The following is a 13,348-nucleotide window of genomic DNA, read 5'->3' as shown; positions in this document are numbered from 1 at the left end:
CCGCGTTCTTCGGCGCCCCACCGTTGTTCGGGTAGGAAACCAGACCGGTCCACATGTAGTCGAGGATGTTGCCACCACCGGTCTCAGTGGTGTTCGACGGAACCAGACCAACCTCGGGCTGCGTGCCATCGATGGTGATCGCGCCGTCCTTGGTGCTACCGGAGTCGCTGCTACCACCGCCGCTACAGCCGGACGCGACGCACACCAGCGCCACCGCGGAGAAAAACACAACCGCACGCTTCGACACCTTCATTCGAGAGGGTCCTCCCCTTCGCTGTCGGGTTGTCGCGTACACCACGCGACCCGGCCGAACTTCGTGCGCACACGGAAGGAACGCCCGAGCCGGCCGGGTCGGTTGTCACCGCTCGATCGATCGTGATCAGGCCGTTACCGAAACCTGGCAGGTGGTCGCGCCGGCCGGCGGTTCCACCAGCTCGCCCAGGTCCGTCGCGGTGACCGTGCCGTCCGCCGGGTCGGTGCCGGTGGCGCCGACCAGCAGCACCCGCCACGGTGCCGGTGCGCCGCGCCGCTCGATCCGGATGCCGGCACCGGACCGTTCGACCTCGAAGGTGGCCGCGGCCGTACCGTCCGGGGCCGGCACGGTGACGGTCCGGGTGCCGTCGGGGCCGGGATACACGCGCAGGGTGACGCCGTCGGCGTAGTCGTAGTCCGGGCGGTCCTCGCGGGCGCCCACGGCAAGCACGGCGCCCGGCCGCACCAGCAGCGGCACGCTGTCGAAGCCGTGCGTCTCGCGCACCCAGGCCGGCCCCTCGACGGTGCCGCCGTCGACGAACCGGGTCCACCGGCCGGCCGGCACGTAGTACGACGTGTCCCCGTCGGCGCTGAACACCGGCGCCACCAGCAGGTCGTCGCCGAGCAGGTACTGCCGGTCCAGGTGTACGCAGGCCGGGTCGTCCGGGAAGTCCACCGCCATCGGCCGCAGCACCGGGATTCCCTCCCGGTGGGCCCGCACCGCCGCGCCGAACAGGTACGGCATCAGCCGGCACTTGAGCCGGGTGAACGTCCGCAGCACCTCGACGGACTCCTCGTCGAACAGCCACGGCACCCGGTAGCTCTGGTTGCCGTGCAGCCGGCTGTGCGAGGAGAGCAGACCGAAGGCGATCCAACGTTTGAACACCGCCGGGTCCGGTCGGCCCTCGAAGCCGCCGATGTCGTGGCTCCAGAACCCGAAGCCGCAGGCGGCCAGGGACAACCCGCCGCGCAGGGTCTCGGCCATCGACTCGAAGGTGGCAGAGTTGTCACCGGCCCAGTGCACCGGGAACTTCTGCCCGCCGGTCGTCGCGGAGCGGGCGAAGACCACCGCGTCGTGCTCGCCGCGGTGCTCGCGCAGCACCTCGAAGACGACCTCGTTGTACAGGTACGTGTAGTAGTTGTGCATCCGCTCCGGGTCGGAGCCGTCGAAGTAGACCACGTCGTCGGCCGGTACGCGTTCCCCGAAGTCCGACTTGAAGCAGTCCACGCCCATCTCCAGCAGCCCGCGCAGCTTCCCCGCGTACCAGGCGCGGGCGTCCGGATTGGTGAAGTCGACCAGGGCCATGCCGGCCTGCCAGTGGTCCCACTGCCAGACGTCGCCGTTCGGCCGGCGCAGCAGGTAGCCGGCGGCTGCCCCCTCGGCGAACATGGCCGACCGCTGCGCGATGTACGGGTTGATCCAGACACAGGTTCGCAGTCCCCGGGCGGCCAGCCGGGCGAGCATCCCCGGCGGATCGGGGAAGGTCCGGCTGTCCCACTCGAAGTCGCACCAGTGGTACTCCCGCATCCAGAACGTGTCGAAGTGGAACACGCTCAGCGGCAGGTCCCGCTCGGCCATGCCGTCCACGAACCGGGTGACCGTCGCCTCGTCGTACGGGGTGGTGAAGGACGTGGTGAGCCACAGGCCGAACGACCACGGCGGCGGCAGCGCCGGCCGGCCGGTCAGCGCGGTGTAGCGGCGCAGCACGTCCCGCGGCGTCGGGCCGTACACCACCAGATAGGACAGGCTCTGCCCGGCGACGCTGAACTGGCTGCGGGAGACCACCTCGGAGCCGACCTCGAAGGACACCCGGCCCGGGTGGTCGACCAGCACCCCGTAGCCGCGGTTGGTCAGGTAGAATGGCACGTTCTTGTAGGCCAGTTCGCTGCTGGTGCCACCGTCGTCGTTCCAGGTGTCCACCGTCTGACCGTTCTTGACCAGTGGACCGAACCGCTCGCCCAGTCCGTAGACGGCCTCGCCGACGCCCAGGTCGAGTTGCTCGTGCACGTAGTGCCGCAGGATGTCCCGGCCGGTGGCCGGGTCGAGCCCCTCCCGGGCCTCGACCACGCCGATCCCCTTGCGTCCGCTGCCGGTGAGCACCCGCCCGTCGGCCAGGAAGTCCAGCCGCCATGCGTCGCCGCCGGTGAACCGGGCGGTGAGCGTGCCGGAGCTGAACGTCGCACCGGTGTCGTCCACCGCGGCCTTGACCGGGGTGTCCGGATCGGCCGCCAGGTCGAAGGCCGGCAGCCGGGGCCGTTCACCCTGGAAGTGGCTGATGGTGACCCGGATGACGTCCGGCATCGGTGCGGTGCAGGTGACCGTGATGAGCGGGGCGTTCAGGGTGTCCCCCCGGTCCCGGACCGGCCGGGTGGCGGCGTACACGCGCAGCGATCGGTCGTCCGCGGTGGCGTCCACGAGCTGCACCGGATGCAGCACCGTGAGACCGTCGCGCTTGCGCCAGTAGCCGTCGGTGAACTTCATCATCCGTCCCTTCGCGGTGCGACGAGCCGGCCGGTCGGCCGCGCCGCCGCCGGTACCGCTCGCCGGGGTGGGCTATTTCAGCGCGCCCGCGGCGATGCCGCGGGTCAGCGTGCGCTGGAAGATCAGGAAGAAGATCACCGCCGGCAGGATGCCGATCAGCGCGGACGCGCTGGTCGTGGTGGCGTCCATCATCCGGTCGCCCTGCAGTACGCCGAGGGCCACCGGGACGGTCTGGTTGTCCTTGGAGACCAGGAAGATCAGCGGCAGGAAGAACTCGTTCCAGGTCCAGACGAAGAAGAAGGTGAACAGCACCGCCAGGGTGGGCCGGCTGACCGGCACCACCACCCGCCACAGCGTGCGCCACCGGCCGGCGCCGTCCACCTCGGCGGCGTCGAGCAACTCGGTCGGGAACTCCAGGTAGACCGAGGAGAGCAGGTAGGTGCCGAAGGCGCTCTGGACGACGATGAAGATGATGATGACCGAGAGCGGGCTGTCGTAGAGGTAGAGGCTCTTGGCCAGGTAGTAGAGCGGGTAGACCAGCGCCTCCTGCGGCAGCAGGTTGGCCACCAGGAAGAAGACCAGGAACCACATCCGGCCGCGGACCCGCCCGATGCCCAGGGCGTACGCGTTGAGCACCGACAGCACGACCCCGCCGACCGCCACGGTCAGGCTGATCACCAGGCTGTTGAGCAGCTTGCGGGTGAAATCGACCCGGTGCCAGAAGTCGACGATGCCGTCGAAGTACAGCGACCGGGGCGCGGCGAGCGGCCCGTTGCCGGCGTAGTCGGCCGGGTTCTTGACCGCGTTCATCGCCACCACCAGCAGCGGGGCGACGGTCAGCAGCACGGCCACCAGCAGCACGGCCAGCACCACGAACCGGGTCGGCCGGCGGCGCTTGCGCCGGTCCGTCGGCGCGCCGGCGCGGGACGGCCGCGGGGCGGTGCCCACCGCCGGCGCGACGGGCTGGACGGGCGGGGCGGTCATCGACCCACCGCCCGGACCCGTTGGTCGGCGTCCTGCAGCCGCAGGAACAGGATCGCCAGCCCGACGATGAGCACCAGCAGCACTGTCGAGATCGCGGAGCCGTAGCCGACGTTGAACGTCTGGAAGAAGTTCTTGTACGCGAAGTACGACGGCACCAGGGTCGCGTTGTCGGGACCGCCCCGGGTGAGCACGAAGATCTGCCCGAAGATCTTCAACGCGGCGATGGTGGTGGTCACCAGGACCACGTACAACTCGGGCCGGATCAGCTGCACGGTGATCCGGCGGAAGCGTTGCCACCAGCCGGCGCCGTCCAGCGAGGCGGCCTCGTAGATCTCCGGGTCGATGCGCTGCAGGCCGGACATGAACATCACCACCGGGTAGCCGAGCTGGAACCACACCAGCACGCCCATCACCGACAGCAGCGCCCAGTCCGGGTCGCCGAGCCAGTTGCGGCCCAGCGACCCCAGTCCGGCGGAGTCCAGGATGCGGTTGAGCGCGCCGTACTCCGGGTGCAGGATCCAGCCCCAGACGATGCCGGTGACCGCGACCGGCAGCACCTGCGGCAGGTAGAACCCGGACCGGAAGACATTCGCCCAGCGGTTGCCGAACGCCGGCGCGACGTAGTCGAACAGCACCGCCGCGAGCACCATGCCGAACAGCGTCGGCAGCACTGCCATCGCCACGATCAGCCCGAGGATGTGCCCGAACGAGGCCCAGAACAACTCGTCGGCGAAGAGCCGGGTGTAGTTGTCCAGGCCGACCCAGCGCGGCGCGCCGATGCCGGTCCACCGGGTGAAGCTGGCCCCCACCGTCATGACCACCGGCACCACGATCACCGCGACGGCGGCCACCACCCCCGGGATCAGGAACACCGCGTAGCCGCGCTGCCGTGCGCCGCGGCGTCGCCGTCCGTGCCCGCCTGCCATCCGCTCGCCTCTCGCCGTGCCGAACCGCCTCGTGGCGGGCCGGTCCGGCCCGCCACGAGGACTCACTTACCGATGTTGCTCAGGTTCTCCTGGTACGGCTTGGCCAGCTGGTCGAGCGCCGCGGCGGGCGTCTTGGAGCCGTTGATCAGGCCCTGTACCGCGCTGACGTTGACGTCGTAGTAGCCCGGCGCCGGCCAGTCCGAGTAGAAGGCGAGCCCGTCGTTGGAGGCGATCCGGGCGAAGTTGTCGTTGAGTTCCTTGTTCCGCGGGTCGGTGATCTTCGACAGGTCGGCCGCCACCGGGATGCCGCCGTTGTTGGCCAGCAGGTTCTGGATCTCCGGCTTCATGGTGATGTCGATGAAGTCGTACGCCAGCTTCTTGGCCTTGGACTTGGTCGGCACCACCCACAGGTTGCCGCTGGAACCGGGGTGCAGCTTGTTGCCGGGGAACAGGAAGGTGCCCCACTGGAACTTGTTGATCTCCTTGGCCAGCCGGCCGAACCACCAGCTACCGGAGATCATGATCGGGTACTTGCCCTGCTCGAAGGCGACGCCCATGTCCTCGGCCTTGAGGCTGGCCGAGGTCTTCGGGATGTAGCCCTTCTTCACCCAGTCGGCGAAGGTCTGCGCGCCGAAGGTCAGCTCCGGTCCGTGGAAGTCGACCTTGCCCTTGTAGAGCTCGAACTTGTCGACGAAGCTGCGGTCGGCCTTGGCGAGCGCCAGCTCGTAGAAGATCTGGTGGGCGGGGTACTCCGCGCCGGCCGTCGCGATCGGGGTGACGCCGGCCTTGACGAAGGTGTCCATCGCCGTCTCGAACTCGGCCAGCGAGGTCGGTACGGCCACCTTGTGCTTCGCGAACAGGTCCTTGTTGTAGTAGACCATCACGTACTCGCCGTAGTTCGGCACGCCGTAGAACTTGTCGCCGCCCATGATGCCGTCCTGGCTGTACTTGGCGGTGGTCTGCAGGCTCGGGCTGAGCGCCTTCTCCCACCCGCGCGACCTGGCCTGCTCGGTGAGGTCGGTGAGCAGTCCCTGCTTCGACAGCAGGCCGGCGGTGGCGTTGCCCTTGTTGTACTCCATGATGTCCGGGGCGCTGTCCGAGTTGAGGATCATCCCGGCGTTCTGCTGGATCTGCTCGAAGCCTCTCTCCTCGAACTTGACCTCCACCCCGGGGTGGCTGGCCTTGAACTGGTTGATCGCCTCGTTCCAGGCGATGCCCATGGCGCTGTTCGCGCCCTCGTAGTGCCAGAGCGTCAGGCTCTTCGCGTCGGCACCGTCGTCGCCTTCGCCGTTACTGCCGCACGCGGTGAGCCCGAGGGATGCCGCCAGCAGCAACGCGCCGGCGGCGAGGGTCGCCCGTGATCTGACCATGCCGTCCTCCCAGCCGGTCGTGCCCGGGACGCGGAGGCCGGGCCGAGGTGGTCGTCGAAGCGCTTCGACGTTCGCTGGGCCAGACGCTAGAGAACGAGCCCCCTAGATGTCAACGGTCACATTCCCGCAACATCACCAGCGCGAACGTCGACCCGGCCCGGGCCGACCGCGCGGCGTCCGGCTCAGCGCGGAGCCGCGCAGCTGTCCCGTTCGACCAGGGTGGGCGCCAGCAGCCGGGTGGTCGGAGCGGCCCGGCCGGCCAGCAGGCCCATGGCCATCTCGACGGCCAGCGTGCCGACCTCGTGCGCCGGGATGTCCGCCGACGTCAACCGCACCGGCTGGGCGACGGCCACGTCGCGCGGGCAGACCGCCACCACCGAGACGTCCGTCGGCACCCGGCGGCCCCGGATCCGCAGCTCGTCCAGGAGTGGCAGCAGGGCCTCCTCGTTGTGCACCACCAGCGCGGTGACGTCGGGCAGCTCGGCGTCGATGCCGGCCAGGCAGGCCCGTACGCCGTCGCCACCGGGCTCGCACGACCGGGCCACCGCCCGTACGCCGAACTCCGCAGCCGCCTCAATGAAGCCGCCCAGGAACCGGTCGGCGTAGCTGGTCCCCCGCTGGTAGACCGCCGGGGTGGGGCCGACCAGGGCGACCCGCCGGTGCCCGTGCCCGGCCAGGTGGCGCAGGCACTCCCGGGCGGTGGCCGCGAAGTCCAGGTCGATGCAGGCGATCCCGTCCGGATCGTCGGGTACGCCGATCAGCACCGACGGCTGCTTCAGCCGGCGCAGCGCCGGGAGCCGGACGTCCTGCCGTTCGACGTCCATCAGGATCAGCGCGTCCACCATGGTCGAGCCCGCGACCCGTTCCAGACCGGCGGTGCCCTCGTCCATGGTCAGCAGCAGCACGTCGTGGTTGTGGGTCCGGGCCGCGGTCACCACGGCGGTCACGAACTGCATGATCACCGGGACGTTGACGTCCGCCCGCAACGGCACCACCAGGGCCAGCACGCTGGTCCGGCTGCTGGCCAGCGCCCGCGCCCCGGCGTGCGGGTGGTAACGCAGCTCGGCGATGGCGGCCTGGACCCGGGCCCGGGTCTCCGCCGAGATCGGCCGGCGCCCGCTGAGCACGTACGACACGGTGCTGGCCGAGACGCCGGCGGCCCGGGCGACATCGCTGATCGTCGCCATGGATCTCTCCCGTCCTGGTTCGTCCGGTGCGGACCGGCCGCCGGTCAGCCGATCCTACCGACGGGGCGGGACGTAGCCGGGCGACGGGACGTCCCGCACCGGTACGCCGCCGCGCTGCGTCCCGAGGGTCACCAGGCTCACCGGGGGCAGCTTCCCGCCCGGCCGGTCGGCGACGACGGCGAGCGCCAGGGTGTTGTCGCCGTGCCCGCGCAGCAGCCCGGCCGGCAGGACGAAGTCGGTCTGCGGCCCGATGTCCGCGCCGTACTGCCCGAGGTTCCAGCCGTTGAGGTAGAGCAGCACCCGGTAGCCGGCCGGCGGGGCGGCGCCGAACCGCAGCCCGACCGAGGTGTCCTGACCGGCCGGCAGGTCCAGCCGGAACGAGGTCCGCAACCAGCTCACGCCGGCGTCCAGCGGCCGGGCGCTCGGCGTGGCCACGCCGAGCCAGGCGCGGTCCGGGAAGCCGGGCAGGGTCCAGCCGGTCCGCTCGCCGTACAGGCCGCCGAGGTTGAGCGGCCCGCGTACCGGATCGGGCAGGTCCTCGCCCCCGGCGGCGCCCTGGATGCGCCAGCCGATCGGCGCGGTGGAGCCGGCGATCCGGGCGCCGACCAGGCCGCGCGGCTGCCGGAACCGGATCTCCTCGGCGGTCCAGTCGTCGTTCTGGCCCATGTTCTGCACCAGCACCGCGAGGGTGGCCGGGGCACCCGGCCGCAGCAGCCCGGCCGGGACCGCGAAGGTGCCCGGGCCGGGGTCCGGGTTGGCCGGCGGGCCGGCGTCGGCCTGGGTGCCGCCGGCCGCCGAACCGAGGTAGCGGCCGTTCAGCCAGACCAGGTAGTTGCCCCGCTTCCCGGTGACGGCGTTCAGCTTGACCTGGGTCTCGGTGCCGGTGGCGGTGAACCGGCCGCGGTACCAGACGCTGCCGCTGTGGTAGCCGTAGTCGTCGGAGTAGAGCACCGGGAGGGTCACCGGCGGGATCGGGCTGAGGGTGCTGGTGTGGTCGGCCACCGTCCAGGCCGAGTCGTCGAAGCCGGGCGCCGCCTCGGGCGCCTCGGCCCGGACGCGCCAGCCGGTCAGCGCGGGCAGCCGCACCGCGGCCGGGCCGGGCAGCCGGCCGGCCACCGAGCCGCCGGCCGTGGGCCGCACCGGCACCGTCCGGCCGTTCACGGTGAGCCGCCGGACCGGTCCGAAGACCTCGACGTCGGCCGCGGACGCGCTGTCCGCCCGCAGGTCCAGGGTGTCCCCGCGTACGGTGGCCGAGCGCACCAGCGACGTGCCGCGTACCAGGACCGGGCCGGCGGTGGTGTCCACCCGCCAGAACCCGGCGGCGGCCTCGGGGGTGCCGACCAGCAGCAGCAACGGCCGGCGACCGCCCCCGGTGACCAGCACCCGGGCCAGCCCGGCGTGCGGGTACGTCAACCGCAGGTCCCCGGTGACCGGGTCGTACGCCGAGGTCACGTCGCCGGCCAGCACGCTCACCCGGGGGCGCTGCCGGTAACGCAGCACGGTGGTGCCGGTCGAGCCCTGGTCGCCGTAGAGCAGGGCGACGTCCCGACCGTCGACGGCGGCGTGCGTCATGATCTCGGAGCTGGACAGCACCAGCCGCTGGTCGCCCAGGTCGTAGCCGGCCACCAGGATCTTCGCGTCCCGGCCGGCCAGCCGCACCGGCACCTGGTAGCGGCCGTCCGGGGTGAACCAGTCGAGCACGCCGGTGTCGGTCGTGGTGGCCGCCCGGTCGGTGTGCCGCAGCAGCACGAACTGGGTACGGGTGTCCGGGTTGGCCCGCGCGTCGGTGCGCAGCGTCGGATTCCCGGTCGCCGGTCCGGTGGCCGGGTCGGTCCTGGTCAGCGGGGTCAGCGCCCGCAGGAAGTATCCCTGCCGCTTGAACTCGTCGTACTTGTCGGTGAGTTGGCGACCCTCGGTGATCGCGGCGCCGTAGTCGTACGAGGTGTAGACGTCGTTGGGCTGGGCCAGCCAGCCCCAGTTGGTGCCGCCGAAGCCCATGTAGTAGTTGAACCCGGTGGCGCCGCTGACGATGGTGTTGTTCTTGTGGAAGTACCGCATGTACGCCGGTCCGGTCAGCTTCCGGCACGCCTCGTAGCCGACGTTCTGGGCGTCGATGGAGCCGGCCTGGTACTCGGCCGCGAAGACCGGCGCGTCGGGCCGGATCCGTTCGGTCACGCCCTCGCCCCACGGGCCCCACGTCGTGTCGAAGTTCTCGCAGTCGAACGACTGCGGGTAGTCGTCCACGCCGGGGATCTGCACCGCGCCGAGGCCGGAGCCCCACTTCGACACCCAGTCGGCGGCGTCGCAGCAGACGTTCGTCATGATCGGCACGTCGACGCCGTGCGACCGGGCGGTGTCCTGGATGTCCTGCATGTAGGCCGCGTCGGTGTTCGTCGCGTACTCGTTCTCGGCGTTGTAGAGCAGCACCGCACCGCCCCGGGTCACCTGGTGCCGGGCGATGATCGGGTCGAGGTGGCCGAGCCAGTCCCGGTAGGCGGCCGTGTAGCCCGGGTCGCTGCTGCGGGCCCGGCCGGGCACCTGCTTCAGCCAGGACGGGAACCCACCGCCGGAGGTCTCCGCGTTGATGTACGGCCCGGGTCGGGCGACCACCCAGAGCCCGACCTCCTCGGCCGTGCGCAGCAGCCGGTCGACGTCCCGGACGCCGGTGAAGTCGTACACCCCCGCCTTCGGCGAGTGGTACGCCCAGTCGAAGTAGAGCGAGACGGAGTTGAAGCCCGCCGCCTTGAGCTTCTCCAGGACGTCCCGCCACAGGTCCGGGCTGGGCAGCCGGAAGTAGTGGAACTCGGCGGACTGCAGCAGCAGCCGCCGCCCGTCCAGCATCAGCGAGTACCTGTCGTACGTGACCTGGTGCCGCCGCCCGAGGATCGGCCCCGCGGCGGGGTCGGCGGCCGGCGCCGCGAGGTTTCCGGCCTGGGCCGTGCCCGGGTCGACGGCCGCCGGGACGACGGCCGCCGGGACGGTCGGGGTCGCCTCGGCCGCCGTCGGTGGTCCGGCGAGCCCGACGGCGGTCAGCAGCGCGACGGCGACGGCCAGGGTGCGGCGGACGGTCATGGCGGAGGCTCCTCGCGGACGAGCTGACCGGGGCACCCGCCGGATCCGCCACCGAGGGGGGCGACGGACCCGGCGGGCACCGGTCAACGGATCGAGAACTCGGACAACCGGATGGCGGAGTCGAACACCAGGTACACGTCCTGGACGCCGGCCGCCCGGCTCAGCGACGCACCGGTGGTGACGTACCGGTACTGGTCGCCGGTGCTGGGCACGGCCGCCGTGCCGAGCAGCCGGCCGGTCGGCGAACCGAGCCGGATCTCGATCTTCCCGGCGCCGGCGCTGCCCTTGGCCACCTTCGCGGTGAACGTGCCGGACCCGCGGCGCAGGTCCGCCTCGCCGAAGGAGATCCACTGGCCGGCCGCGCCGGCACCGACGGCGGTGCCCCGGGCCTTGCTCTCGTCGACCAGTTTCACCCCCGGGGCGTACGCGTCGAAGTTCTCCGCCCGGGTGGTCCGGGACAGATCGCGCGGCGGGATGGTCTCGCCGTGCACCCGCACCGCGGCCCGCTGCCGGATGTCCGCCGACGAGGAGCCGACCAGCAGGTCGTACGTGGAGTCCTCGACCACCCACCGGCTGCGGGTGACGTCCCAGTGGGCCAGGTCCCGGGCCGGCAGCCGCAGCGTCACGGTCCGGGTCTGACCCGGGGCGAGCTGGACCTTCTCGAAGGCGCGCAGCTGCTGGATCGGCGTGGCGTCCCGCGAGGTCCGCTGGTGGGTGTAGAGCTGCACCACCTCGGCGCCGGCCCGCCGGCCGGTGTTGGTGACGTCCACCCGCGCGGTCACCGTGCCGTCCGCCCGCACGTCCCGGTCGGCGCGCAGGTTGGCGTACCGGAACGAGGTGTACGACAACCCGTGGCCGAACGCGTAGAGCGGGTTGGCCCGGCTGTACAGGTAGGTCTGCTTCGACGCGATGATGTCGTACTCCAGCAGGTCCGGCGGGACCTGGTCGTCGGAGCGGTACCAGGTCTGGGTGAGCCGGCCGGCCGGGTTGACGTCGCCGAACAGCACGTCGGCGACCGCGTGTCCGGTCTCCGCGCCGGCGTGCGTGGTCCACACGATGGCCGGCACGTTCTGCTGTTCCCAGGTGATGGTGTCCGGGTAGCTGGTCTGCAGCACCAGCACGGTGTGCGGGTTGGCCGCGGTCACCGCCTTGACCAGCGCCGCCTGGCTCGCGCCGAGCGCCATGGTGCTGCGGTCGTGCGCCTCCCGGCCGTTGATGGACGGGTTGCTGCCGACCACCAGGACGGCGGTGTCCGCCGCCTTGGCCGCCGCGACCGCCCGTTCGACGCCGTTGCTGAGCAGCTCGCGGCTGAAGTGCGCGGCGTCGGCCGCGGTGCTGGCGCCCAGGGTGAGCGCGCCGTCCGCGCCGACCGTGACGTACGTGTTGGGACCGAACCAGCTCTCGGTGGTCTCATAGCCGGCGTAGTGCAGCACCACGCTGCCGTCCGGCTGGTTCTCCAGCTTGAACTGCTGCTGCACGAACCAGCCGCCCGGCTGCTCGTCGCGGGTCAGGAACGGTCCCCAGTTGTAGCCGAGGTAGCGGCCGTTGGCCGCGTTGCGCAGGGTCAGCACGCCCTGCCCCCAGTCGACCACGTCGAACTGGGCGGCGGCCGTGGCCGACTCGCCGGTCGCGGTGACCTTGTCGGCGTCGGTGGTGCCGGTGGCGGTCACGTACCGGCCGGTGGCGACGTCCTTGAGCGCGATCCGGTCGGCGCCGTCGCCGCTGGTGACGGTGGCCGAGGAGCCCAGCCGCTCGCGGATGCCGTCCAGCGCGGTCACCTGGTACGGCAGCTTGCCGGCGTACCAGTCGGAGTAGAGCGTGTCGGCCAGCGGGCCGAGCACGGCGACGTTGCGGGTCTTGGCGGCGGACAGCGGCAGCGTGTCCCGCGAGTTCTTCAGCAGCACCATCGCCTCGTCGGCGGTCTGCCGGGCGAGCTTGCGGTGTGCCGGGCTGTCGATCACGTCGGGCGTGATCTTCCCGTACCGGCCGCCGCCCGGGTCGAACTCGCCGAGCCGGAACCGGACGGTGAAGGTCTGCTTGATCCGTACGTCGATGTCCCGCTCGGTGAGCAGGCCGGCGGCGAGGGCCTGGTTGACCGCGGTGACGGTCGGCACCGCGTTGGTGTCGTCGACCGTGAAGCTGTTGATGCCGGCCTTGATGACCGCCGCGTCGGCCTCCGCCTGGGTGGCGTAGTAGGCCTCCGACCCGGTCAGGTTGTTCGGCCCCCAGGCGTCGGTGACGTTCATCAGGGCCTGGTCGGTCCAGCCCCGGACCACCGTGTCGAGGCTCGGGTCCACCGTCTGGGGCCGCCCGTTGACCAGGTTGTACGACGACATCACGCCGGTCGCCGCGTCGGCCGCGATGGCCGGTTTGAAGGCGGCCCGGTCGTACTCGTTCAGCACCCGGGGCGGCAGGTTCGAGGAGGTCACGTCCCGCCGGACCTCGTTGTTGTTGGCCAGGTAGTGCTTCACTGTGGGCGCGGTCTTCAGGTGGCGCGGGTCGCCGCCGGTCATCCCCGACCCGTACGCCGTGGAGATCGCGCCGGTGAGCAGCGGGTCCTCGGAGTAGCCCTCCTCGTTGCGACCCCAGCGCGGGTCCCGGAGCAGGTTGACCACCGGTGCCCAGAGGTTGAGCCCCCAGACGCGCGGGTTCTGCGCGTGGAAGCCGCGCGCCTCGTCGCCGACCGCCGACCCGACCCGGTTGATCAGGTCCGGGTTCCAGGTGCTGGCCAGGCCGACCGCCTGCGGGAAGGAGGTGCCGTCCGCGGTGACCACGGCGCCGTTGTTGTCGATGTCCGTCGACCAGGCCACCCCGTGCAACGCCTCGGTGCCGGTCTTGAACAGGTCGATGCCCAGCCGCGGGATGGCCGGCTGGTACTGGTGCAGCAGGGAGATCTTCTCGTCCAAAGTGAGCCGCCCGACCAGGTCGTCGACCCGGACGGCCAGGGGAAGTTTCGGGTTCCGGAACGGGTAGGCCGGTTGTTCGGCCAACGCCTGACCCGGTATCGCCGGCAGGGTCAGCAACGCGAGCGCGAACGCCACCACCCCGCGCCGGAGGCGCCGGTTTCGCATGCGG

At 71.5% G+C, this 13,348-nt stretch carries 7 protein-coding genes and 1 pseudogene; all 8 read right to left on the bottom strand.

The window, feature by feature from the left end:
- Positions 1-253 (bottom strand): annotated as a pseudogene (locus ACFOX0_RS17105) (ABC transporter substrate-binding protein); the annotation flags it as partial.
- A 126-nt stretch (positions 254-379) separates the two neighbouring features.
- Positions 380-2,734 (bottom strand): alpha-xylosidase, encoded by a 2,355-nt coding sequence (yicI, locus tag ACFOX0_RS17100; RefSeq protein WP_377546801.1) that lies wholly within the window; start codon positions 2,732-2,734, stop codon positions 380-382.
- Between the two features lie 72 nt (positions 2,735-2,806).
- Positions 2,807-3,718, bottom strand: coding sequence for a carbohydrate ABC transporter permease (locus ACFOX0_RS17095; RefSeq protein ID WP_377546798.1), 912 nt, complete (start codon positions 3,716-3,718; stop codon positions 2,807-2,809).
- The gene (locus tag ACFOX0_RS17090; protein ID WP_377546795.1) at positions 3,715-4,644 is read right to left on the bottom strand and encodes a carbohydrate ABC transporter permease; all 930 of its coding nucleotides are present in this window, start codon (positions 4,642-4,644) and stop codon (positions 3,715-3,717) included. Before ACFOX0_RS17090 ends, ACFOX0_RS17095 begins: the two co-directional genes overlap by 4 nt.
- 62 nt (positions 4,645-4,706) lie before the next feature.
- A complete protein-coding gene (locus ACFOX0_RS17085) occupies positions 4,707-6,014 on the bottom strand; it encodes an ABC transporter substrate-binding protein (protein ID WP_377546792.1) in 1,308 nt (435 codons plus the stop codon).
- Positions 6,015-6,196: 182 nt separating this feature from the next.
- A complete protein-coding gene (locus ACFOX0_RS17080; protein WP_377546789.1) occupies positions 6,197-7,201 on the bottom strand; it encodes a LacI family DNA-binding transcriptional regulator in 1,005 nt (334 codons plus the stop codon).
- A gap of 54 nt (positions 7,202-7,255) precedes the next feature.
- Positions 7,256-10,273, bottom strand: coding sequence for a beta-galactosidase (locus ACFOX0_RS17075; protein WP_377546787.1), 3,018 nt, complete (start codon positions 10,271-10,273; stop codon positions 7,256-7,258).
- Positions 10,274-10,356: 83 nt separating this feature from the next.
- Positions 10,357-13,344: a glycoside hydrolase family 3 protein gene (locus tag ACFOX0_RS17070; protein ID WP_377546785.1), complete on the bottom strand. Its 2,988-nt coding sequence runs from the start codon at positions 13,342-13,344 to the stop codon at positions 10,357-10,359.
- Positions 13,345-13,348: the final 4 nt, after the last annotated feature.

This window comes from Micromonospora zhanjiangensis, from assembly GCF_042650605.1.
In the GTDB taxonomy this organism is placed as follows: domain Bacteria; phylum Actinomycetota; class Actinomycetes; order Mycobacteriales; family Micromonosporaceae; genus Micromonospora_J; species Micromonospora_J zhanjiangensis.
This window is presented reverse-complemented; position numbering and strand designations above follow the sequence as displayed.